Consider the following 22,564-nt stretch of genomic DNA (forward strand, 5'->3'; position numbering starts at 1 on the left):
GAGCGGACTACTGTCGTCCCGTGACGTCCGACCTCGAGGCGCAGCTGCGAGCCGCCTCGCTGCGCGTGACCCGGCCCCGACTGGCGGTGCTCGCGGCCCTGCGCGATCACCCCCACGTCGGGACCGACGCGGTGATCGCGCTGGTGCGGGCCGAACATCCCACGGTGTCCCACCAGGCGGTGTACGACGTGCTGCGGGTGCTCACCGACGCCGGTCTGGTCCGCCGCATCCAGCCGGCCGGCGCCACCGCCCGCTACGAGTCCCGCGTCGCGGACAACCACCACCATGTCGTGTGCCGCTCCTGCGGCGCCATCGCCGACGTCGAGTGCGCCGTCGGTCACGCCCCCTGTCTCACCGCCTCGAACGACCACGGGTTCGTGGTCGACGAGGCGGAGGTCGTCTACTGGGGCACCTGTCCCGGTTGCGCGGCCGCCAGCATCTCCCAGTGATCCGCCAGTTCGGAAGGAAGTACATGAGCGACACCCAGGACAACGGTCCCACCAGCGCGCAGGGCGTGGACCAGAAGGCCGCTGCCGGCTGCCCGGTCGCGCACGACTCGGTGACCGCGCACGGCAGCGAGAGCGAGAACCCGGCGATCGACTCGCCGACCCCGAAGACCGGCGGTCGTCCGCGCACCAACCGGGACTGGTGGCCCAACCAGCTCGACCTCTCGGTGTTGCACGCCCACTCGTCGAAGGGCAACCCACTGGGTGCGGACTTCAGCTACGCCAGGGAGTTCGCCAAGCTCGACGTCGAGGCCCTCAAGCGCGACATCACCGAGGTCCTCACCACCTCGCAGGACTGGTGGCCGGCCGACTTCGGCCACTACGGCGGCCTGATGATCCGGATGAGCTGGCACGCCGCCGGCACGTACCGCATCGAGGACGGCCGCGGTGGCGCCGGCGACGGCGGTCAGCGGTTCGCCCCGCTCAACAGCTGGCCGGACAACGCCAACCTGGACAAGGCCCGCCGGCTGCTGTGGCCGGTCAAGCAGAAGTACGGCCAGCAGATCTCCTGGGCCGACCTGCTCGTGCTCGCCGGCAACGTCGCCCTGGAGTCGATGGGCTTCAAGACCTTCGGCTTCGGCTTCGGCCGCGAGGACGTGTGGGAGCCCGAGGAGATCTTCTGGGGCCCGGAGGACACCTGGCTCGGCGACGAGCGGTACGCCTCCGAGAAGGAGATGGCGGCCGGCGTCGGCTCGACCGAGATGGGTCTGATCTACGTCAACCCGGAGGGCCCGCGCGGTAACGCGGACCCGGCGGCGGCGGCGCACTTCATCCGGGAGACCTTCGGCCGGATGGCGATGAACGACGAGGAGACCGTCGCCCTCATCGCCGGTGGTCACACCTTCGGCAAGACCCACGGCGCCGCCGTGGCCGACAGCCACGTGGGCCCGGAGCCCGAGGGCGCCCCGATCGAGGCGCAGGGCCTCGGCTGGCTGAGCACCCACGGCAGCGGCAAGGGCGGCGACACGATCACCAGTGGTCTCGAGGTGACGTGGACCGACGTACCGACGCAGTGGAGCAACCGCTTCTTCGAGATCCTCTTCGGCTACGAGTGGGAGCTGACCACCAGCCCGGGCGGCGCGAAGCAGTGGGTCGCCAAGGACGCCGATTCGATCATCCCGGACCCGTTCGACCCGGCGAAGAAGCACCGGCCGACGATGCTCACGACCGACCTGTCGCTGCGCGTCGACCCGGCGTACGAGAAGATCTCCCGCCGCTTCCTGGAGAACCCCGACCAGTTCGCGCTGGCCTTCGCCAAGGCGTGGTACAAGCTGCTGCACCGCGACATGGGCCCGATCGAGCGGTTCCTCGGGCCGTGGGTGGCCGAGCCGCAGCTCTGGCAGGACCCGGTGCCGGCCGTCGACCACGAGCTGGTGGGTGACGCCGACATCGCCGCGCTCAAGTCGACGATCCTGAACTCCGGCATCCCGACCGACCAGCTGGTCTCCACCGCCTGGGCGTCCGCGGCGAGCTTCCGGCACACCGACAAGCGCGGTGGCGCCAACGGCGCCCGGATCCGCCTGGAGCCGCAGCGCAACTGGGAGGTCAACCAGCCCGAGCAGCTCGCGTCGGTGCTGAGCACCCTGGAGGGCATCCAGCAGGAGTTCAACGCCGCTGGTGGTGCGAAGATCTCGCTCGCCGACCTGATCGTGCTGGCCGGCTCGGCCGCTGTCGAGAAGGCGGCCCGCGACGCGGGTGTCGAGGTGACAGTGGCGTTCCGGCCGGGCCGCACCGACGCCACCCAGGAGCAGACCGACGTCGAGTCCTTCCGGGTCCTCGAGCCGCGCGCGGACGGGTTCCGCAACTACCTGCGCGCCGGCGAGAAGACCCAGCCGGAGGTGCTCCTCGTCGACCGTGCGTACATGCTGAACCTGACCGCTCCCGAGATGACAGTGCTCGTCGGCGGTCTGCGGTCGCTCGGCGCCAACACCGGCGGCAGCCGGCACGGCGTTCTCACCGACCGGCCCGGTGTGCTCACCAACGACTTCTTCGCCAATCTGCTCTCCCCGGGCACCCGGTGGAGCGCGTCGAAGTCCGACGAGCACGTGTACGAGATCCGGGACCTGGCCACCGACGAGGTGAAGTGGACCGCCACCGCGGTCGACCTCATCTTCGGCTCCAACTCCCAGCTGCGCGCCCTCGCCGAGGTCTACGCCAGCCAGGACGCGCGCGACAAGTTCGTGCACGACTTCGTCGCGGCCTGGACGAAGGTCATGGAGCTCGACCGGTTCGACATCGCCTGATCCTGCGCACACCGACGAGCCCCGGCCGATCCGTTCGCGATCGACCGGGGCTCGTCCGCGCTCTGCCGTGTTCGGTTGCGTTCCGTCGGCGGCGCGCGGTGCGAGAGGCCGGTGAGTGTCGGACGAGTTTGGGATGCTGTGGCCGTCTATCTGCCGACAGCACCTGACGTGAAGGAGCACACCGCGATGGCGAAGGTCATCTCCACGCTGTTCATCTCGGCCGACGGCGTGGCCGAGATCGATCCCGATTGGCACTTCCCGTACTTCGACGACAACATGGGCCGCGCCGTCACCGAGGACTACGACACCTCCGACGTGCTGCTCATCGGCCGGGTGACCTACGACAGCTTCGCCGGGGCGTGGCCCGACCGGGAGGCGGCGGGTGGTGAGGACGCCGGGTTCGCCAAGCAGCTCGGTGACGTACGCAAGGTGGTCGTCTCCCGTCAGCCGCTGGAGTTCTCCTGGCGCAACTCGGAGATCATCGACGGCGACCTCCCGGCTGCCGTCGCCGCGCTCAAGGCCGACGCCGGCATCAAGGGGATCCTCATCCCCGGGTCGATCTCCGTGGTGCAGCAGCTCCTGGCCGCCGGGCTTGTCGACGAACTGCGCCTGCTGGTGCACCCGGTGGCGGCGCGTAAGGGCCGCCGGCTGTTCGACGATGGCGACACGCCGTACCACCTGCGGGTGACGGCGACCGAGGCGTTCCCGACGGGCGTGCTCCGCGTGATCTACGCGCCGACCGACGCGCCCCGCGCGGCCGGCTACGACGACGTCAAGGAGCAGGTGCCCGCGGGCAGCTAGACGAGCAATTCCTGACCCTGGCTGGGGCGGTGACCGTCGGTAACCTCCGTGGGGGCGGATACGGTCGTGAGCGGTATACCTCAGAGTCATATTCATACCTCTGCGGTATACCGCTCAACAGCACATCGACACGGCGGGCAGCCGCAACCCCAGCCCCGTCTTGAACACCCCACCGGGCGCCTGGCCGGAGCCGGCCTCGCCGCCGCCGCGCGACGAGGCCGGCTCGATCTGGTCCGGCCCACCAGGCGGATGCTGTCGCCGGCCGGTCGCGGTCAGGCGATCGTGCAGGCCGCCCCGTTGAGGGTGAACGAACCCGGCCGTGCGGTGTCGCCGGTGTGCGTGGCCTGGAAGCCGATGGTTACCGATCCGTTCGGTCCGATGCCGGCGTTGTAGGCGACGTTCCTGGCCGTCACCTGTCCGGACGCGGGGGAGTAGGAGGCGTTCCAGCCCGAGGTGATGCTCTGCCCACCCGGCAGGGTGAAGACGAGCGACCAACCGTTGACGGCGCCGGAACCGGTGTTGGTGATGGTGAGGTTCTCGGTCAGGCCGGTGTTCCAGGCGTTGACGGCGGCGCTCACCCGGCACGCGCCGGACCCCGGCGGCGGCGTGGGCGTCACGGTCGGGCTGGGTGTCGTGGTCGGGCTGGGCGTCGCCGTCGGGCTGGAGGTCGCGGGCGGCGCGGTCAGGCCGAAGAAGGCGATGGCGGCGGCGGCCATGCCGCCAGCGGGCAGGCTGTGCCCGGCGCCCTGGATGCTGTACGCCTCGACCTGGACCGTCCCGTTGGCGTCGGCGTACCGCCGTCGGTTCCAGTTAGTCTGCGGCGTGTCGGTGGAGGTGGGTGTCTGGCTGAGCCCGAACACGTTTGTCCACTGCTCGATCGTCTCCTGCAGCAGCGAGTACGGCACGAGGTTGTCGCTGGTGCCGTGCCACAACTGCACGCGCGGGCGGGGGCCGGAGTAGCCGGGGTAGGCCTGACGGACGGCGTCACCCCACTGCTGCGGGGTCCGGTTCATGTTGCCGCCGGTGCACTGGCTGCTCCCGGGTGGGTAGTCGGCCGCGTTGGCGAAGCAGTTGTAGGGGACTCCCATGAACGCCGCGCCGGCTTTGAACACGTCGGGGTAGAGGGCCAGCATGTGGTTGGTCATCATGCCGCCGGACGAGCTGCCGGTGGCGTAGACCCGGTCGGGATCGGCACCGTACTGCTGCTGGGCGTAGCGGACCATCGAGATGATCGACACCGGGTCGCTGCCGCCGCCGCGGCGCTTGGCGGCGTCCGACCAGGTGTCGAAGCAGTTGCCGAATCCGGCCTGCTGGGTCGCGCTCGGGTAGATCACGATGAATCCGTACCTGTCGGCCTGTGCGGCGAACTCGCTGCCGGAGTAGAAGCCGGGCCCCGACCCTCCGCAGCCGTGCATGGCCACCACCACGGCGGGCCTGGCCGGGCGGGTGTCGGGCACGTAGACGTGCATGCGCATCCGCCCCGGGTTGTCGCCGAAGGCGGTCACCTCGGTGAGCGACGCGGCGTACGCGGGCTGGAGCGTGGGTGCCACCAGGCCGGCCGCCGCGAGCGACGTGACCAGGCCGAGCAGCAGTTTCCTTCTGATCTTCACGGGGACGACTCCTTCGATCACCTGTGCGGGGGTACGTGTGGTCGCGCGGCGCTCACGGGTGTGCCCGACTGCCCGTGGTGATCGCGCTTCGCCCACTACGTGTGTGTGCCCTGTTCCCGGCTCCGTACGGCGTCGTATAGCAGATAGTGTTCCTCGCGGTCGCCGAAGTGTCAATCGACGTACCTCAATTGAGCGCGTGGTCGTGGCTGCCGCGGCGGACCCGGCGGCCCGGCGGTCCGTCTACAGTCGGTGGACCGTCCCTGAGCCGAGCCGGGAGCGCCCGTGGCAAGCCCCTTCACCATCGAGGAGATCTATCCCGACGACGGGGGCGACGCGCCGCGGCTGCCCCGGCGACAGGCCGGCAGCTCGCCGCAGGATTTCGCAGTGACCCTGCTGGCCGACTACACCCTGCGCCACCGCGTGCGGATCCCGTCCGCCGCCCTCGTCGCGCTGCTCGCCGAGTCCGGGGTGAGTACGGCCGGCGCGCGTGCCGCGATCAGTCGCCTGACCCGTCGCGGTGTGCTGGAGGGCAGCCGGGAGGGGCGGCGCAGCTCCTATCGGCTCAGCCGCGCCGCCGCCGCGAACCTGTCCAGCGGAGGCAGCTGGATCCTGGCCGCCACCACCGAGGTGTCGGCGTGGGACGGCTGCTGGACGATCGTCGCCTTCTCGCTGCCCCAGGAGCGCAGCACCCAGCGGCGGGCCCTGCGTGGCCAACTCCGCTGGCTCGGGTACGCGCCGCTGTACGACGGGTTGTGGATCTCGCCGTACGACCTGAGCGCGCTGGGCAGGGCGCAGCTCGCCCGCTTCACCCCCGGCGCCGTCACGGTGTTTCGCGGGCCACAGGCCGCACTCGACCTGATCGGCCAGCGCGCTCCGATCGACGCCTGGGACATCGAGGCGATCGGTGGGCACTACGAGGAGTTCCTGCGCCGGTGGACGCCCCTGGTGCCGAAGCTGCGATCCGGGGGCGTCGACGGCGCGGCGGCGGTGCGGGCGCGTACCGAGGTGATGGACACCTTCCGGCGGTTCCCCACCCTCGACCCCCGGTTGCCGCTGGACCTGCTGCCGGCCGGATGGCTCCGACAGCCGGCACGGGAACTGTTCGAGGCCGTCTACGACGGCCTCGCCGAACCCGCCGCGCGCCACGTCCGGTCGGTCGTCGCGCGGTTCGCCGACGGCGCGCAGCCCGGCATCCAGGCGCACACCACAGCCGACCTCCTCGCCGGCGTACGCGATGCGGAACCGCCTCCGGAGCCGGGCGGTGCGTCGGCGACTGTCGAGAGCTGCGCGACCTGATCGGGGGCCGCCGGGGTCTGCCCACCGGCGGCGGGGTGTGTACCTTGTGGAGAACGCGCAGCGCTGGGAGGCCGGATGACGTTACATGGTGCGAACCCCTCGGCGGCCGACCGGATCGACACCTCCGTCGCGCACCCGGCCCGCAGGTACAACTACCTGTTGGGTGGCAAGGACAACTTCGCCGCCGACCGGGAGTCGGGCGACGCGCTCGCGGCCGCGATGCCCACCATCCGGCTCTCCGCAGTGGAGAACCGGATGTTCCTGCAACGCGCGGTGCGCTTCCTGGCGCAGCACGGCGTCCGGCAGTTCCTGGACATCGGGACCGGCATCCCTACCGCCGACAACACCCACGAGGTCGCCCAGGCCATCGACCCGTCCGCACGGGTGGTCTACGTCGACAACGACCCGATCGTCCTGGCCCACGCCCGCGCGCTGTTGTCCAGCACCCCCGAGGGGCGGACGGCCTACCTCGACGCCGACCTGCGGGAGCCGGACACGATCCTCGCCCACCCCGATCTGCGCAGGACACTGGACCTGACCCAGCCCGTCGCGCTGATGCTGGTTGCCATCCTGCACTTCATCCGCGACGACGAGGACCCCAGGGGCATCCTCGATCGGCTCATCACGGCGCTGCCGTCCGGCAGCTACGTGGTCGCCTCGCACGTGACCTGGGAATACCTGCCGCCCGCCGTCACCGCCCAGCTCGAAGCCAACAACCGCGACGGCCGGTTCCAGGCCCGGAGCACCGAGCAGTTCGCGGCGCTCCTCGACGGGTTGGAGCTCGTCGAGCCCGGCATCGTGTCGGTGGCGCGGTGGCACGCCGACGACGCGCCGCAGCCGCGACCGTCCGTGCAGGACGTGTCGTTCAACGCCGCCGTCGCCCGGGTCCGGTGACGACGACCGCCACCGAAGCCGGTGCGACTGTCGCTCAGCGGGTCTTCTTCGTCGGCCGTTTGCGCGGCGGCGTCAGCAGGTCGGCAATCGCCGCGATCGCCGACGGCACGATGCGGTAATACGCCCAGACGCCGCGCTTCTCGCGCTCGATCAGCCCGGCCTCGGTGAGAATCCGCAGGTGATGGCTCACGGTCGGCTGAGAGAGGTTGAGTGGCGCGGTGAGGTCGGTGACCGAGGCCTCGCCCTCCGGGGCGGCCTGGATCAGGCTGAGCAGTCGCAGTCGGGCCGGATCGGCGAACGCCTTCAGCACCCCCGCGAGCCGCTCGGCATCCGCGCGTTTGATCGGCTCACCGGCGAGGGGTGAGATGGCAGGCATGGCAGTCTCGGCAGTTCCCACGACAGCCATCGTTCCACCTACTTGCGGAAAAGAGCAGCGGAACCGGACAAATCCCCGAGCCGATGATGTGCTCTCCGCAACACCAGCGGCTCGGGGCGGCTCACGTGCCAGCGAACAGCTCCCGGGGGAGAGCTGTCTCAGGGCAGGTTGATCGTGTACTCGGCGGTGTGGACCTTCCCGTCGACCTGGAAGTCGAAGAACGCCCGGTACCGGCCGGAGCTGGGGACGGTCAGCCAGAACGCGACAGTCCCGTCGACGAGGTCCTGCTCCGGGTGGACGTGCACGTACCCGAGGTCACCCTCGCGGACCACGACCAGGTGCCCGTACGCGCCGAGGTACCGCTGCGGCTGAACCGGCCCGGCGGCGCCGGTGCGCGTGAGCTGGAAGCGCACCGGCGCCGTCACGCCGGCCGTGGGCGTTCCGGTCATCGACACGGTGAACGGCCCGACCGTCGCCTGCGGCTGGGCCGGTGGCAGGGCGGCCGGGGCGTACGCGCCCGGGACCTGGTGGTCGACGCCCAGCACGAGGGGCACCTGTCGACCGTCGGGAGCGGCGACGGAGAAGTCGGCGAAGACGCGGTAGCCGCCCGGTCGGGCCAGGGTCAGCGGAACGCTCCAGGTGCCGTCGGGCGCCATCGTCGGGTGCAGGTGTTGGTAGCCGCCCAGGTCGCGACCCACCACGATGAGGTGCAACTGCTTCTCGTGCACGACTGCGAAACGCGTCGCCGGCTGCCTGTCCGTCCCGACGATCCGGAACCGGTAGTCCGCGCGTACGCCGGGCGGCTGCGTCCGCTCCAGAGGCTGCAACGTGTAGCCACCGGCGCTCACCGTCGTCCCGGTCGCCAGGGTCTCACCCGCGCTCACGTCGCCAGGATGCGAGTGCGGCCCGGTTCCGGGCGCATGGTCGTGCCCGGTTCCGGCCGACAGGGCCTCCCCGGAGCCGCTCGGCACGCCGCCGGGGGCCGCGGGTCGGCGCGCGTCACCGCTGGGCGACGTGTCGCCGGTGCCGATGCGGGCGAGCCCGAAGCCGGCCAGCAGGGCCAGCACCAACCCACCGACGAGCAGCGCCAGGTGGGTATTGGTCAGCCGTGACCCGCGTACCGCTGTGGTGTCCTGCGTGTCGGGCTGCGACCGCTCGGCGGGCGACGCGTCCTCCGGTGTGGCCAGGGCCTGCGCGGTAGCCGCCGGCCGTGGCGCGGACTCGACCGCGACCGAACTCCGGGCGCCGGCGAGCGCGCCGCTCCCACGTGCCGCGGGTACGACGGCGCCTCGCTGCCGGCCACCGGGACCGCCCGCCGCGCGACTGCCGCCGGTGGTCGCCGGGCTCTTGCGGGTGGTCGCTGCGGTCCTGCCGGCGGCGGACTTGCGTGCCGACGGTGCTCCGCGACCACCCCGGCCGGCCGGGGCCTTCGACGCGCGTGCCCGGCCGGACGGTCGGCCGGCGGGGGGCGTGCGACGACGCCAGACGACGAGCCCCGCCACCGCCGCCAGGGCCGCGATCGCCCCGCCGATCCAGACCACCGCGCCCGGGCCGCTTCCCTCATCCGAGGGCACGGCGGGGGCCGCCTGCGGTGTGCCAGGCGACCCGGCGGGCGCCGCCTGCGGTGTGCCGGGCGACCCGGCGGGTGCGGCCGAGGCCACCGGCTGCTGCCCCGAGGACGCGTGCTGGTCGATGGCGGCCAGCAGCGCGGGGTCGGGCTGCTGGGTCGGCGGTCGCCACCCCTGCGGCGCCTTGGTCGCCCGGCCGGTGTAGCGGAACGTCATCGTGCCGCGCACCGCGTCACCGTCGGAGGCCACCGACAGGTAGCTCACCGAGTACTGGCCGGCCGCCGGCAGGTGCGCGACAGACACCACCGCCGGAAAGCCCGTCGTGTACTCACGAGGCTGGAACTGGCCGTCGACCAGGAAGTACTCCCGCACGGGCTTGGTCAGCGCCTTCGGCTCCCCGTACGTCCAGCCGTTGTCGACACGGACGCCGTTAGGCGCGGTGACAGTGAAGTACGCGTTGGCGCCGACCTTCTCCGTGAAGTAGAGCGCCACCGACGTCAACGGTGCCCGCAGCGTGGCGCCGCTCTCCGGGGTGGACATCGCGAGCGTCCCGTGCGCTGCGGCGGGCTGGGCGGACGCGAGGAGGGTGACCGCCGTGGCGAGGACGAGCGCGAGCAGGCCCGCGACCGGCCGGCCGAAACTCTGGGGGAGACGACGCATCTGAATATCCTCACCGGGGTGAGGCTTTCTTCACAAGAAGCTGATCTTTTTTCCTGAACGGCGAAAGTTGGCAACGCTGCGCACGGCCGATGCCGCGAGAGGCCACGACCGTTGCCGCGGCCTCGACCCCGGGCCACACCGACGCGTGGCCCGGGGTCGTCGCTCAGCAGGTCGCGGGTGGGATGCTCTGCTCGTACTGGAAGACGTTGTGCGGGTCGTACTTCGCCTTGATCTTGCGCAGTCGGTAGAAGTTGGACCCCCAGTAGGCCGACTCCCACTCCGCCATCCCGATGTTCGGCACGTTCACGTAGGCGCCGTCGACGTACGGCCGCAGGGCCTGGCTGAACTCGGCGATCCAGGCCTGGGCGACAGGCGTGAGAGCCTCGCCGCTGTCCGGCTCCCCGCGCGTGCCCCAGCCGACGCCGGGCTCGGAGTAGAAGAGCGCGTCACGATGCGGGAACGCGGAGCCGCCACGCGGTTCGTGCGCCTGCTTCCCCCGGCCGAACGCCTGGAGGAAGAAGTTGCTGTCGTCCGTGGGCGCGTCCTCCATGAAGGCGCGGACCACGCCTATCGCCTTCTTCGGGAACGGCTGGTTGGAGAACTGCGAGAAGAACTTCCAGTTCGCGGGCTCGTCCTCGGTCGGGATCTGGAAGCCGTTGTAGATCTCGCCCCAGCCTCCGGTCTGCACGGTGACCTCGGGGTTACCGATCGACAGGATCGGCTCCAACAGCTTCCTCGCCTCCGCCTCCGGACCGTCGGCGAGCACCGCGAACAGCAGGATCGCGGACTTGTGGATCTCGACCTGGGTCCCCAGGCGGTAGTCGGTGAACGGAGCGATGCGCTGCCAGGTATCGAAGATCTCCTCCAGGTCGGCGAGGCTGTCCCAGGTCGCCTGGACGTAGGCGACGCTGCGCAGCGGCGCCACCCGGTAGGTGAGCGAGGTGACGATCCCGAAGTTGCCGTTGCCCGCGCCGCGTAGGGCCCAGAGCAGGTCCTCGTGGTTGTGCAGGTCCACCTCGATGGCCTTCGCGCCGTTGCTGCCCCACGCGACGACGATCTCCGCCCCGATCAGGCTGTCGCAGGCCATGCCGAGGTAGCGGGTGAGGAACCCGAGACCGCCGCCGAGGGTCGCGCCGGACAGGCCCACGCTTCCCTCTGTTCCGGTCGTCACCGCGAGGTCGTGCTCGCCGAGCGCGGTGACCGCCTCCAGTTGGTTGAGCCCGGCGCCCACCCGTGCGGTACGGCTCGCGTAGTCGATGTGTGTCGACTTCAGCTCGCTCACGTCGATCACGATGCCGTTGTCGACGTTCGACCAGCCCTCGAGGCTGTGCCGGCCGCTGCGCACCCGCAGCGCTACGTCGTTCTGCCGCGCCCAGGTCAGGGCGTTGACCACGTCCTGGGTGTTCTGCGCGAAGACGATGACAAGCGGGTAGCGGACGAACAATTCGTCCCAGCCGAGGCTCGCGTTCGCGTACCCGGGATCCTGGGGGCGGACGATGCGCCCGGTCAGCTCCGCCGGCGGGCACTCGGCGGTGGAGGAGGGCCCCGGGCCGCCGTCGGCCGCGAATCCGGGGGTGCCGGCGGCCACGATGCCGGGGAAAACCGCGGCTCCCGCGCCGACGGCCGCCGTCGCCTTGAGTACTTCGCGACGAGATAGGTCGCGCATGGTCCGATCCTCTCGAAGTGGGTGACGCCAGCGATCGACCAGAGTGACTCTGGTTCGGTGGCACGCAACTCACGGTATTACGGGAGAGATATTCGGAGATGAGCCTTTTTGTCCGAAAACCCGGTCGAGTGAGCCAGGCGGCCGGCCGGCCATCGACCGGGACGGGGGTCGCTGTCGCCCGCATGTGGACCTCGCGCCCGGGGTGGCCGAGGACGGGCATGACGGTCGCGGCGCCACACGCGCGTGTCGTGGCGGACTGATCGGGTCGCTGCTCAGGGGGCGTTCGGCGGGCCGGGCGAGTACGGTAGGAGACCTGTAGTCCACGTTCGAGGTATCGGCGTGGCGAACCGGCGTCAAGAAACGGCGTGGGTCCCGGCTCCGCCACGGCGGGCGTCGTGCAGCGGCCCGCCAAGGCGAGCTGCCATTCGCGCGTCTGCCGGGCTGTTGCTGTATCGCAGGGGCGCGCACCCGCCGTGAGGACCTGCCGTAGTGACCCACCCGATGTCGGACCCTGCCGACGCCTTCACCGAACTCGGCCGCATCAATCTCGGTGAGGTCGGTCTCGACGATGTCCTGCAACGCGTCGCCGAACTCGCCAAGCGCGTCCTGCCCATACCGGTGGAGGTGTCGGTCACGCTGGCCCGCAACGGCGCCGGGCACACCGCGGCGTCCACCGACGAACTGGCCCGGGATCTGGACGAGCGGCAGTACGCCCAGGGGCGCGGCCCGTGTCTGGACGCCGCCGCCAGCGGCCACATCCTGCCCGTACCCGACCTCCGGGCCGAGGATCGGTGGCCGGAGTGGGCCGAAGCGGGAGTGCGAGCCGGGTTCGGCAGCTCGTTGTCGATCGGCCTGCCGATCCAGGAAGCCGTCGTCGGCGCGCTCAACGCCTACGCCCGTGCCCCGCACGCCTTCGACGAGGACACGGTGGTGATCCTGGAGACGTTCGCGGCGTACGCGGCGGTCGCCCTGGCCCACGCCCAGCTCTACGACAGCACCGCCAGCCTCGCCCGGCAGATGCGGGACGCGATGACCAGTCGTGCGGTCATCGAGCAGGCCAAGGGCGTCGTGATGGCCGAGCGGCGGTGCACACCCGCCGACGCGTTCGCGGTCCTGGCGAGGGCGTCGCAGGACTCCAACCGCACGGTGCGCGACGTGGCTCAGGCCCTGGTCGACCGGGCAGCCGAGGCGCAGGTCCCCTCCTGACCGGGCGCAGTGAAGGGCGTCAGTGACCGATAACAGGTGTGTATCGGGACATCCCGGGTAGGGCCCAGGCAACCGAGAGAAGGGACCTTCCGGATGCCGACCACCACGATGCCGATGCTGGAGACGTACCCGAAGTCGATCAACCTGGACCGGGCGAAGCTGGCGGCGACGATCGACGCCCTCACCGACTGCGCCCAGGCCTGCACCGCGTGCGCCGACGCCTGCCTCAGCGAGGACATGGTCGCCGACCTGACCACGTGCATACGCACGGACCTGGACTGCGCCGACATCTGCACGACCACGGCACGGGTGCTGTCCCGGCACACCGGCTACGACGCGAACCTGACCCGCAGCCTGCTGGAGGCGTGCGCCACCGCGTGCCTGTCGTGCGGGGACGAGTGCGCCCGGCACGCCGACATGCACGAACACTGCCGGGTCTGCGCCGACGCGTGCCGCGCCTGCGAGCGGGCCTGCCGGGACCTGTTGGCCGCCATGAGCTGAGAACGGCAGGCGGCGCCGGCCCCCGACGGGGCCGGCGCCGCGCGGCGTGGTCGGTGGCTCAGACCGTGAGGGCGACCTTCAGCCAGCCCGGGTCGCGGTCCTGGAACTGGCGGTACGCCTCCAGCACGTCACCGATGGGTTCGTGCTTCGTCAACAGCCGCGCCGGGTCGACGGTGCCGTTGGTGACCAGTTGCAGCAGCTCCGGGATGTACCGGCGGTGGTGGCAGTTGCCGCTGCGGATCGTCAGGTTCTTCATCATCGCCTCGCCGAACGGCCAGGTCGTGACGGTCTGCGGGTAGACGCCGATCACGCCGAGCGTGCCCGCCTTCGCCACGGCCTGCACGGCCCACCGGGCGGCGAGGCTCGGCGCGTCACCCGGCGCCCACGCCGGGTCGGTCTCCGGAGCGATCTGCTGGACCTCGCTGTCGAGCTGCTGGGCCTGCTCGTCGGTCTGCTCGGTGGCGGGGCCCTCCGCGGGACGTTCGGCGTCCACGCCCACCGCGTCGATGACCTTGTCGACGCCGATGCCGCCGGTCATCTCGAGAATGGTCTGTACCGGGTCCTCGGCGTTGAAGTTCACCACCTCGGCGTGCTGGGCGCGGGCCATGGCCAGGCGGTCCTCCAGCCCGTCCACGGCGATGACCCGTCCGGCGCCCTGCAGGTACGCCGACAGGACGGCGAGCTGGCCGACCGGTCCCGCGCCGAACACGGCTACGGTCTCGCCGGGGCGGACGTCGGCGAGGCGGGCCCCGAACCAGGCGGTGGGCCAGATGTCCGACAGCATGATCGCCTGCTCGTCGCCGACCTCGTCGGGGATCGGCACCAGGCCGACGTTGGCGTAGGGCACCCGGGCGTACTCGGCCTGCAGGCCGTCGAACCCACCGGCGGCCTCGGGTCCACCGAAGAACGCGGTGCCGGCGCGCTTGCCACCGGGGTTGGCGTTGTCGCACTGGGCGAAGTACCCGGCACGGCAGTACGAGCAGTAGCCGCAGGCGATCGTCGACGGCACGATGACCCGGTCGCCGGGGGAGAGGTTGCGGACCCCGGGCCCCACCTCGACGACCTCGCCGACGGCCTCGTGGCCGAGGACGACGCCGGGGCGCAGGCCGGGCATCGTGCCCCGGATCATGTGCAGGTCGGTGCCACAGATCGCGCTGGTAGTGATCTTCACGATCGCGTCGGTCGGATCCTGGATCTTCGGATCGGGCACGTCGGAGAACCGGATGTCCCCGACGCCGTGCCACGTGACGGCCCTCATCGGATGTCCCTTCGTCGGCTTGCTGCACCGATCACGTACCCACCTGTGCTCGACGAAACCACCCACGCCCGACCGACGGTGCCGACCGGGCCGGTCCCACTCCACCATGGACGTAACCTCCGGGCCGCGCCGTCGGACGCTCGGCCGGCGCCGTCCGCTTCCGCCCTGCCAGCTGATCCACCTGCGCCGTTCCGGGCCGCGCCGGACGTCGTCGTGTAGTGACCACGCAGCCGACGCCCGGTGCGTCGGCGAGTAAGCGTCCAGCAGCGGCGCGGCCGGACTCGACCGACGAGTTCGGCGTGGCGCCCCGTGTCCGCGGTGCGCCATCACCACGCGCGCTGCCGACGCCACCTCGCAACCGGTACGCGCCCCGGGCTCCGAGGGATCTTGACGTCATGGCACAGCAACCGGTTGATCCCGCCGAGGCGTTCTTCGAGCTTGGCCGGATCAAGCTCGGCGAGACCGACCTGTCCGGAGTGCTGACCCGGGTGTCCGAGCTGGCGCAACGGACGATCCCCGGCGCCGAGGAGGTGTCGGTGACGCTCATGCGGCAGGAGGGGGGCGCACACCGCCGCGTTCAGCGGCGAGATGGCGCTGCGACTCGACGAACTGCAGTACGAGTACGACCAGGGCCCGTGTCTGGACGCGGCGAGGGAGTCCGTTGTCGTGTCCGTTCCGGACATGTCCGTCGAGGAACGCTGGCCACGCTGGGCGCCGCGAGCTGTCCTGGCCGGGGCCGGCAGCTCACTGTCGATCGGCCTGCCGATCCGGGAGTCGGTGCTCGGCGCGCTGAACATCTACGGCGACACGCCCGCCGCCTTCGACGACGACGCGCTCACCCTGGCCCGAACCTTCGCCGGGTACGCCTCCATCGCCCTGGCCAACGCGCACCTGTACGACAGCACCGTCACCCTTGCCGCGCAGATGCAGTCGGCGATGCAGAGCCGGGCCGTCATCGAACAGGCGAAGGGCATCATCATGGGCGAGCGGCGATGCACCGCCGACGAGGCCTTCGCCATCCTCGCGAAGGTCTCCCAGGACTCCAACCGGAAGCTGCGCGACGTGGCCGCCAGTCTGGTGGAACGAGCTGCCCGTCCCGCGAGCCCGCGACGCGACCGCGGTGTTTCCGGTCAGCTGCCATGAACGTACGGCCCGCCGACGAGTCGACTGGCGGCCAGCGGAAATCCTTATTACGGTGTCATTGGGTCAAGTCACGCGCCCATCCTGTTACGGATCTCCAACAGGAGGCGTGTGCCCATGACCGACCGCGTAGAGATGGCTGTCCAGCCTCCGCACGCGACACCCACCCGATCCGCCCGTCGCCACCCGGGCGGGTTCTGGGCCCCGGCCGTTCCGGAGCAGCCGTTCTCCGTGCGCCGCTACACCGAGCCCACCGACTCGTCCGCGGCCTTCTCCGCCGACCGGCTGATCGTCGCCCCGGCGGGCTACGTCGACATGGACACTGCCCCGCTGCTTGCAGCGGCGCTCCACAACGCCCTGGACAGCCACCCCGACGTCTGTTGTGACCTCGCGGCTGTCGACTTCTTCAGCGCCGCGGGAGTGCACGTCCTCCTCCTGGCCGGCGACCGGGCCAAGCGGGGCGGCTCCCGCTTCTCGATCAGAGGTGCCGCCGGCATCACCAGACGTGTACTGCGGATCACCCAGGTGGAGCACCTGTTCGCCACCCTCGACGGACCCGTGGAGGCGCCGGACGGCCGGCTGCGCCGCGGGCCGGGGGTTCCGACATCTTTCGAAGGATCGAGTGAATCGTGATTATGGATGTTGCGCCGACGCGGGGCGAACAGGTCAGGCGGGCCGCCGACGACGACGCCGCCGCTCTGCTGGCCGAGTACGTCCGCACCGAGGTCGACACGTCACGGCGTCAGGAACTCCGCACGGAGGTGATCCGGGCCTTCCTGCCGCTGGCCCGCAACCTCGCCCTGCGCTACCACGGCAGGGGTGAGCCGCTCGACGATCTGGTCCAGACGGCGACCATCGGGCTCATCAACGCGGTGGACCGCTTCGACAGCGGCTTCGGGATCGACTTCGTGGGCTACGCGGTCCCCACCATCACCGGTGAGATCAAACGGCACTTCCGTGATCGCACCTGGGCGCTTCGGGTCCCGCGCAAGGTGCAGGAACGTCGGAGCGCGCTGACCCGCGCCACGCAGTTCCTCACCCACCGGCTCGAACGGTCGCCGACGGTGGCCGAACTCGCCGTCGAGCTGGACATCAGCGAGGAGGAGGTGCTGGAGGCTCTGGAGGGCGCCCGTGCCTACCACGCGGTCTCACTGTCCACCCCGACCGCCGCCAACCAGGACACCGAACTGGGTGACACCCTCGGCCAGCTCGACGACGAGTACGAGCGGGTGGAACTGCACCTCGCGCTCGGGCCGGCACTAGCCGCCCTCACCGAACGCGAACAGAGGGTCATCAGCCTTCGCTTCTACGGCAACCTCACCCAGACCCAGATCGCCGCGCGCACCGGCATCTCGCAGATGCACGTCAGTCGTACCCTGTCCAAGGCGCTCGCGAAGCTGCGTCCCCACCTGACGGCGTAGGCGGTCGCCGGCCTTCCGCGCCGGTCCGCCCCGCTCCCGTCCTGCGTGGCGTCCGGGCCGACGCCACGCAGGACGGCCGCGGTGTCAGCCGGCCGTACAGGAGCGGATCTGCGGTCGGGCGCCGCTGTTGCCGTTGAACATCGTGGTGAAGCCGAACGTGTTGCCGCCGCCGTTGGGGCGCACGGTCATGACGTAGCCGCTGCTGTCCCAGCTGGCGCTGCCGTTCCAGATGGTGGAGACCTTCTGCGGCGCGGTGAGGGCGACGACCACGGTCCAGGTGCTGGTCCCGCTGACGGTGACCGAGGTGTTGTACCGGTCACCCCAGACGTTCGGCGTCGTCGCCGTGGCGGTGCAGCTGCCGCCGGACGGCGGCGGGGTCGTGCCGGTGGGCGGTGGAGTGGTGCCGGTGGGTGGCGGGGTCGTGCCGTCGGGTGCGACCGCGCGACCGGTGGACGGCGAGATCATGCCGGGGCAGAGGTTGCGGCTGGTCAGGTTGGCCACGATCTGGCCGATGGCGTCCCGGGTGTTCTGGATCCCGTCGTGCATCAGGATCACCTGGCCGGCCTGGAGGCGGCTGGCGTTCGACACGATCTGGCTGACGCTCGCGCCGTTCCAGTCCTGCGAGTCGACATCCCAGATCACCTGCCGCATCCCGAGCGACGAGGCGACCGACTGGAGGGTGGTGTTCGTCTCCCCGTACGGCGGCCGGAACAGCTGCGGACGGCTGCCGGTCGCCGACTGGATCGCCGAACTCGTCTGGGACAGGTCGGACTGCATCTGCGACTGACTCATCGACGTCATGTGGGCGTGGCTCCAGCTGTGGTTGCCGACCCACATGCCGGCGGCCACCTGTGCCTGCGCCGCCGACCTGTTGTTCTGCGCGTTCTGCCCGATGTTGAACATCGTGGCCCGTACGCCGTTGGCGCGTAGCACGTTCAGCAGCGCGCTGGTGCTGCCGGTCGGACCGTCGTCGAAGGTGAGGCCGACGTAGCCGTTGCAGGTGGCGGCGCTCGACGGAGTCGCCGTTGCCACGACGACGACGCCGCACGTGGCGACGGCGGTGGCGAGGATGGACAGCACCGCTCGGAGTCGCCTCGACCGTACGAGCGTGCCAGCGGAGACAGTGCTCATCTGTGCTCCTTCTACCGGCCCGGAGGCGCCCCGGTGTGCGAGGGCAGCCGGCCCGGTCCGGACGTGTGGGTGGTGGGTGGGGGAGATCAATCGAACCCGCCGGAAGCGGATATCGCATCGACCGGAATGGATCGGAGTATTACAGCGGGAATTCCGAGGCGTCAACAATTTCCGGAACCCCCGGCGATGGCGATCGGCGGTCGCCCGTATGCCCGGCCCGACGCGGAGCAGCCACGATGATGCCCTAGTCCTCCGCCGCAGAGGTCAGCCGCCCCCCGATCGGGGTCAACTGTGCGGCCATGATCCGGAAACCTGCCGAAACTATCGGCCCGAAGTCGATCGGTAGATGGACGGCGTCCTAGAGGAATCCTTTGTCGAACAAAAGATCACGGTCGTGACCAGGGTCGACAGGCCGCACGCCGGGGCAGCACCGGCAAGTCGATCCGTAGCTTTTCCGGTAAACGTTGACAGTGTCCCGAGGTTCTCCCAATACTGTCGCCATCGACAGACCGGGACGGATGTCGATTCGGGTCGCTCGCGGCGACCTGGCCTGCCGGGCGGCGACGGCGGGCGGCCGGACCCCTGGCCGACGGTGTTCCGCAGGGCGAGCCGACCGCCGGCCGGACCGCCCCGCACGGCGGTCCGGCCGGCGGGGGATCACCGTGGACTCGGCGTGCGGTGGCGGCGCGTCCTGTTCCGACCTCGGACGGTGACCCCGATGATGGGTTTTGTCCTTGATGGAGTGAGATCGTTGACAGGTGCCGCGACGCGATCTTTGATGGTCGATGTTGCTTCCTCGTCGGTCCGGTCGGACGCTGCGTCGTCCGGCGCGGGGGTCGGGCCGTCCGATGCCCCGACCCTGGAGGACTGATGCGAAATCTCGCCCGAGTCAGACCACGACGTCTGCTGTCGGCGCTTGCCGTGGCGGTGCTGCTGGCGGTGACGGTCGGCGTGCCGGCGTCGGCGGCGGGCCCGTCGACAGTCGTCGGTGTGGCGTCCGGCCGCTGCCTGGACGTGGTGGGCAACTCGCGGACACCGGGCACCGGCATCAACATCTACGACTGCGTCGGTCAGGCCAACCAGGCGTGGACGTTCACCTCGGCCGGCGAGTTGCGGGTGTACGACGCGACGATGTGCCTGGACGTGGTCGGCCAGGACACCAGCGCGCCGGCCGCGCTACAGGTCTACGGCTGCACCGGCGGCGCCAACCAGCGCTGGCGGATCAACGCCGACGGGAGCATCGTCGGTGTCCAGTCCGGCCTCTGCCTGGACGTCAACGGCGGAGGCACCGCAAACAGCACCACCGTCGGCCTCTGGACGTGCAACGGGCAGGCCAACCAGCGCTGGACGTCGTCGCTGGGCAGCACCGACAGTCAGCCACCCACGCCGCCCGGCAACCCCCGGGTGAGCGGGTTGACCTGCAACTCGGTGACGTTCGCGTGGAACGCCTCGACGGACAACGTCGCAGTGGCGTTCTACGACATCTACCACGACGGCCAGCTGATGACCTCGGTGAGCGGCAGCACCCTGTCCGCCGGCCTCACAGTCGTCCCCGGAGCCAGTTGGGGGCTGTACGTCAACGCGCGAGACGCCGCCGGAAACGTGTCGCAGGCCAGCTCGACCGTGACGATCACGCCGCCGCAGTGCCAGGCCGACACGGTGCCGCCGAGCACGCCGACGCAGCTCACGGGCACCGCTTCGGGGACGACTGTGACCCTGCGCTGGGCCGCGTCGAGCGACAACGTCGGAGTCCGGGCGTACGACGTCTACCGCGGTGGCGTGAAGATCGGCACCGTCACGGGCGCCCCGCCGGTCACCACCTTCACCGACAGCGGCCTGGCGGCGAACACCACGTACCAGTACCAGGTGGTCGCTCGCGACGGCCAGGACAACGCCTCGGCGCGCAGCTCCACCGTCGCGGTGAGCACCGGCGCCAGCTGCGCCAACCCGGTGTGCACGGTGCGGCAGGTCACCACCGACACGGACATCCCGTGGGGGCTGGCGACGCTGCCGGACGGCACCGTCCTCTACAACCGCCGCGACGCGCACGACATCATCCACCTCAACCCCGCCACCGGGGCGAAGACCACGGTGGGCACCGTGCCGAACGTGCAGAGCACCGACGGTGAGGGCGGCCTGCTGGGTCTGGCGATCTCGTCGAGCTTCGCCAGCGACAGGTGGCTCTACATCATGCACACGTCGCCAAGCGACAACCGGATCGTGCGGATCAAGATGGAGAACGACAGGCTCACCACCTCCAGTGAGCAGGTCCTGCTCAGCGGGATCCGGCGCAACAAGTTCCACGACGGCGGTCGCCTGCGGTTCGGCCCGGACGGCAAGCTGTACGCCAGCACCGGCGACGCGCAGAACGGCGCCTACGCCCAGGACCGCTCCACCCTGGAGGGCAAGATCCTGCGCCTCAACCCGGACGGCAGCGTCCCGTCGGACAACCCGTTCGGCAACTACGTGTGGAGCTACGGCCACCGCAATCCGCAAGGGCTCGCGTTCGACTCGCAGGGGCGTCTCTGGGAGCAGGAGTTCGGCAACTCGATCATGGACGAGACGAACCTGATCACGCGCGGCGGCAACTACGGCTGGCCGGCCTGCGAGGGCACCAGCGGTACGTGCGGCACTGCCGGCTACATCGCACCGGCGCGCACCTACCCGACCGCCGAGGGCTCCTGCTCCGGCATCGCGATCGTGCGCGACGCGCTCTACGTCGCCTGCGCCCGCGGTACGCGGATGTACCGCGCCGTGATCAGCGGCAGCAGCCTGACGAACGTGCAGACGTACTTCAGCGGCACGTACGGCCGGCTGCGGACGGTGGAGCCGGCGCCCGACGGGGGACTGTGGCTCACCACTACCACCACCGGTGACAAGGACAGCACCCCGAACAACAGCAACGAACGCATCCTGCACGTCACCCTCGGCAACTAGGGCCTGTCGTTCGCCGACGGCCACCGGATCGTCGCGGTGGCCGTCGGCGAACCCCGGCACGGCGGCGACGCGCCGCCGTGGTGTGTGCACCTCTGAGGTTCGGCGAGCGTTTACCCTCCGCTTGCGGCGAGGTCATCGTGCCGGACGGCCTCTCACCTAGCCTCACCAGGGCATCTGCACCTGAAGAGCTGAGGTTTGCACCATGTCCCTGCGTCACGTCCTGGCGGGCCTTGCCGTTCTGCCCGCGCTCGCCGCCCCGGTGGCCGCGCACGCGTCAACGGTCGACAGCGCCGGCGCGCTGCACCCCCAGAAGACCCACTTCGACCTCCAGGCCCACCGCGGCGGCATCGGCATGACCACCGAGGAGTCGCTGGAGGGCTTCGGCAAGGCCATGCGCCTCGGTGTCACCACGCTGGAGCTGGACACCCAGATCACCAAGGACCGCAAGGTCGTCGTCAACCACGACCGCCAGGTCAGCGCCCAGAAGTGCGCCGACACCGCGCCGGTCAAGGCCGGTGACCCGATGTACCCGTACGTCGGCAAGTACATCAAGGACCTCACCCTCGCCCAGCTCAAGACCATGGACTGCGGCTACCAGCAGCTTCCGGGCTTCCCCGAGCAGGAGCAGGTCAAGGGCTTCCGCATGGTCGAGCTGAAGGACGTCCTCGGCCTCGTCAAGAGCTACAAGGCCAAGCAGCTCACCCTGAACATCGAGACCAAGGTCGAGGCGGGCGCGCCCGAGCAGACCGCGCCCCGTGAGCTGTTCGTCCGGCGGGTCTTCGAGGAGATCCACGCCTCCGGCATCGAGAAGCAGGTCACCATCCAGTCGTTCGACTGGGGCGCGCTGAAGGAGATGCACCGGCTCGCGCCGAAGTGGCCGCTGGTGGCCCTGACGAACTACGACTTCCTCCAGGTCGGCAAGCCCGGCGCGTCCCCCTGGCTGGGCGGGATCGACGCCGACGACTACGATGGTGACTTCGTGAAGGCCGCCGCCGCCATCCCCGGCGTCACCGCCCTGTCGCCGAACTACGGGTTCCCGCAGAACGGCACCATCAGCGACCCGAACTTCCGCTTCTACCCGGACGCGACAATGGTGGCCGAGGCGCACGCCCGGGGCCTGAAGGTCATCCCGTGGACCTGCGACGACCCGGCCACAGTTTCCGCGCTCATGGACATGGGCGTCGACGGGATCATCACCAACTACCCCAACCGGGTCCGGGCGATCATGGCCGAGCGCGGCATGCGGCTGCCGAAGAGCTACCAGCCGCGTCACTGACCCGGACGCCCGACCCGAGATCGGCCCCGTGAGCTGCCTGGGCGCGCTCGCGGGGCCGTCCCGTCCCGTCGTCA

Annotated in this window: 17 protein-coding genes and 1 pseudogene; 12 read left to right on the plus strand and 6 right to left on the minus strand. The window is 70.6% G+C overall.

The window, feature by feature from the left end; translation table 11 throughout:
* The first annotated feature begins 20 nt into the window (after window positions 1-20).
* From ACLQ26_RS22880 to ACLQ26_RS22890, 3 genes are all read left to right on the plus strand, one after another.
* Window positions 21-449, plus strand: coding sequence for a Fur family transcriptional regulator (locus ACLQ26_RS22880; RefSeq protein ID WP_425746372.1), 429 nt, complete (start codon window positions 21-23; stop codon window positions 447-449).
* 23 nt (window positions 450-472) lie between these two features.
* A complete protein-coding gene (katG, locus tag ACLQ26_RS22885) occupies window positions 473-2,749 on the plus strand; it encodes a catalase/peroxidase HPI (RefSeq protein WP_425746373.1) in 2,277 nt (758 codons plus the stop codon).
* Between the two features lie 186 nt (window positions 2,750-2,935).
* Window positions 2,936-3,550 carry a dihydrofolate reductase family protein gene (locus tag ACLQ26_RS22890; RefSeq protein WP_425746475.1) on the plus strand — a complete coding sequence of 205 codons (615 nt, stop codon included), beginning with the start codon at window positions 2,936-2,938 and terminating at the stop codon, window positions 3,548-3,550.
* Window positions 3,551-3,822: 272 nt separating this feature from the next.
* Here ACLQ26_RS22890 and ACLQ26_RS22895 read toward each other — a convergent pair whose 3' ends face one another.
* Window positions 3,823-5,160: an extracellular catalytic domain type 1 short-chain-length polyhydroxyalkanoate depolymerase gene (locus ACLQ26_RS22895; protein WP_425746374.1), complete on the minus strand. Its 1,338-nt coding sequence runs from the start codon at window positions 5,158-5,160 to the stop codon at window positions 3,823-3,825.
* A 282-nt stretch (window positions 5,161-5,442) separates the two neighbouring features.
* On the opposite strand from ACLQ26_RS22895, the gene ACLQ26_RS22900 reads away from it, so the two are divergent.
* Together ACLQ26_RS22900 and ACLQ26_RS22905 are read left to right on the plus strand one after the other, a co-directional pair.
* Complete coding sequence (locus tag ACLQ26_RS22900; protein ID WP_425746375.1) at window positions 5,443-6,456, plus strand: PaaX family transcriptional regulator C-terminal domain-containing protein; 1,014 nt, start codon at window positions 5,443-5,445, stop codon at window positions 6,454-6,456.
* Window positions 6,457-6,531: 75 nt separating this feature from the next.
* Window positions 6,532-7,350, plus strand: a complete 819-nt coding sequence (locus ACLQ26_RS22905) for an SAM-dependent methyltransferase (protein WP_425746376.1) — start codon at window positions 6,532-6,534, stop codon at window positions 7,348-7,350.
* A 34-nt stretch (window positions 7,351-7,384) separates the two neighbouring features.
* Here the strand turns inward: ACLQ26_RS22905 and ACLQ26_RS22910 are convergent, their stop codons facing one another.
* From ACLQ26_RS22910 to ACLQ26_RS22920, 3 genes are all read right to left on the minus strand, one after another.
* On the minus strand, window positions 7,385-7,756 hold the full coding sequence (locus ACLQ26_RS22910; protein ID WP_007461709.1) for an ArsR/SmtB family transcription factor: 372 nt from the start codon (window positions 7,754-7,756) through the stop codon (window positions 7,385-7,387).
* 128 nt (window positions 7,757-7,884) lie between these two features.
* Window positions 7,885-9,954 carry a copper resistance protein CopC gene (locus ACLQ26_RS22915; RefSeq protein WP_425746377.1) on the minus strand — a complete coding sequence of 690 codons (2,070 nt, stop codon included), beginning with the start codon at window positions 9,952-9,954 and terminating at the stop codon, window positions 7,885-7,887.
* A gap of 163 nt (window positions 9,955-10,117) precedes the next feature.
* Window positions 10,118-11,620 carry an FAD-binding oxidoreductase gene (locus ACLQ26_RS22920; protein WP_425746378.1) on the minus strand — a complete coding sequence of 501 codons (1,503 nt, stop codon included), beginning with the start codon at window positions 11,618-11,620 and terminating at the stop codon, window positions 10,118-10,120.
* Window positions 11,621-12,121: 501 nt separating this feature from the next.
* Here ACLQ26_RS22920 and ACLQ26_RS22925 point away from each other — a divergent pair.
* Window positions 12,122-12,826 (plus strand): GAF and ANTAR domain-containing protein, encoded by a 705-nt coding sequence (locus tag ACLQ26_RS22925; RefSeq protein WP_425746379.1) that lies wholly within the window; start codon window positions 12,122-12,124, stop codon window positions 12,824-12,826.
* 93 nt (window positions 12,827-12,919) lie between these two features.
* Window positions 12,920-13,327 (plus strand): four-helix bundle copper-binding protein, encoded by a 408-nt coding sequence (locus ACLQ26_RS22930; protein WP_425746380.1) that lies wholly within the window; start codon window positions 12,920-12,922, stop codon window positions 13,325-13,327.
* A 58-nt stretch (window positions 13,328-13,385) separates the two neighbouring features.
* Here ACLQ26_RS22930 and ACLQ26_RS22935 read toward each other — a convergent pair whose 3' ends face one another.
* Window positions 13,386-14,585 (minus strand): zinc-dependent alcohol dehydrogenase, encoded by a 1,200-nt coding sequence (locus ACLQ26_RS22935; RefSeq protein ID WP_425746381.1) that lies wholly within the window; start codon window positions 14,583-14,585, stop codon window positions 13,386-13,388.
* A gap of 395 nt (window positions 14,586-14,980) precedes the next feature.
* On the opposite strand from ACLQ26_RS22935, the pseudogene ACLQ26_RS22940 reads away from it, so the two are divergent.
* The 3 genes and pseudogenes from ACLQ26_RS22940 (at window position 14,981) to ACLQ26_RS22950 (ending at window position 17,146) form a co-directional block, all read left to right on the plus strand.
* A pseudogene (locus tag ACLQ26_RS22940) lies at window positions 14,981-15,728 on the plus strand (GAF and ANTAR domain-containing protein).
* A 114-nt stretch (window positions 15,729-15,842) separates the two neighbouring features.
* The gene (locus ACLQ26_RS22945; protein WP_425746382.1) at window positions 15,843-16,358 is read left to right on the plus strand and encodes an STAS domain-containing protein; all 516 of its coding nucleotides are present in this window, start codon (window positions 15,843-15,845) and stop codon (window positions 16,356-16,358) included.
* A gap of 2 nt (window positions 16,359-16,360) precedes the next feature.
* Window positions 16,361-17,146, plus strand: coding sequence for a SigB/SigF/SigG family RNA polymerase sigma factor (locus tag ACLQ26_RS22950; protein ID WP_425746476.1), 786 nt, complete (start codon window positions 16,361-16,363; stop codon window positions 17,144-17,146).
* A gap of 84 nt (window positions 17,147-17,230) precedes the next feature.
* On the opposite strand, the gene ACLQ26_RS22955 is transcribed toward ACLQ26_RS22950, so the two are convergent.
* Window positions 17,231-18,277, minus strand: coding sequence for a polysaccharide deacetylase family protein (locus ACLQ26_RS22955; protein ID WP_425746383.1), 1,047 nt, complete (start codon window positions 18,275-18,277; stop codon window positions 17,231-17,233).
* A gap of 870 nt (window positions 18,278-19,147) precedes the next feature.
* On the opposite strand from ACLQ26_RS22955, the gene ACLQ26_RS22960 reads away from it, so the two are divergent.
* Window positions 19,148-21,214, plus strand: a complete 2,067-nt coding sequence (locus ACLQ26_RS22960; RefSeq protein ID WP_425746384.1) for a PQQ-dependent sugar dehydrogenase — start codon at window positions 19,148-19,150, stop codon at window positions 21,212-21,214.
* Between the two features lie 202 nt (window positions 21,215-21,416).
* The gene (locus tag ACLQ26_RS22965) at window positions 21,417-22,490 is read left to right on the plus strand and encodes a glycerophosphodiester phosphodiesterase family protein (protein ID WP_425746385.1); all 1,074 of its coding nucleotides are present in this window, start codon (window positions 21,417-21,419) and stop codon (window positions 22,488-22,490) included.
* Window positions 22,491-22,564: the final 74 nt, after the last annotated feature.

This window comes from Micromonospora sp. DT43 (assembly GCF_049841645.1).
Taxonomy (GTDB): Bacteria; Actinomycetota; Actinomycetes; order Mycobacteriales; family Micromonosporaceae; genus Micromonospora.

Bases quoted from the DNA above. Each gene is read 5' to 3' on its own strand.
- katG (WP_425746373.1), top strand. From the start codon at position 473: ATGAGCGACACCCAGGACAACGGTCCCACCAGCGCGCAGGGCGTGGAC.
- ACLQ26_RS22890 (WP_425746475.1), top strand. From the start codon at position 2,936: ATGGCGAAGGTCATCTCCACGCTGTTCATCTCGGCCGACGGCGTGGCC.
- ACLQ26_RS22905 (WP_425746376.1), top strand. From the start codon at position 6,532: ATGACGTTACATGGTGCGAACCCCTCGGCGGCCGACCGGATCGACACC.
- ACLQ26_RS22910 (WP_007461709.1), bottom strand. From the start codon at position 7,756: ATGGCTGTCGTGGGAACTGCCGAGACTGCCATGCCTGCCATCTCACCC.
- ACLQ26_RS22915 (WP_425746377.1), bottom strand. From the start codon at position 9,954: ATGCGTCGTCTCCCCCAGAGTTTCGGCCGGCCGGTCGCGGGCCTGCTC.
- ACLQ26_RS22920 (WP_425746378.1), bottom strand. From the start codon at position 11,620: ATGCGCGACCTATCTCGTCGCGAAGTACTCAAGGCGACGGCGGCCGTC.
- ACLQ26_RS22925 (WP_425746379.1), top strand. From the start codon at position 12,122: ATGTCGGACCCTGCCGACGCCTTCACCGAACTCGGCCGCATCAATCTC.
- ACLQ26_RS22930 (WP_425746380.1), top strand. From the start codon at position 12,920: ATGCCGACCACCACGATGCCGATGCTGGAGACGTACCCGAAGTCGATC.
- ACLQ26_RS22935 (WP_425746381.1), bottom strand. From the start codon at position 14,585: ATGAGGGCCGTCACGTGGCACGGCGTCGGGGACATCCGGTTCTCCGAC.
- ACLQ26_RS22945 (WP_425746382.1), top strand. From the start codon at position 15,843: ATGACCGACCGCGTAGAGATGGCTGTCCAGCCTCCGCACGCGACACCC.
- ACLQ26_RS22950 (WP_425746476.1), top strand. From the start codon at position 16,361: ATGGATGTTGCGCCGACGCGGGGCGAACAGGTCAGGCGGGCCGCCGAC.
- ACLQ26_RS22955 (WP_425746383.1), bottom strand. From the start codon at position 18,277: ATGAGCACTGTCTCCGCTGGCACGCTCGTACGGTCGAGGCGACTCCGA.
- ACLQ26_RS22960 (WP_425746384.1), top strand. From the start codon at position 19,148: ATGCGAAATCTCGCCCGAGTCAGACCACGACGTCTGCTGTCGGCGCTT.
- ACLQ26_RS22965 (WP_425746385.1), top strand. From the start codon at position 21,417: ATGTCCCTGCGTCACGTCCTGGCGGGCCTTGCCGTTCTGCCCGCGCTC.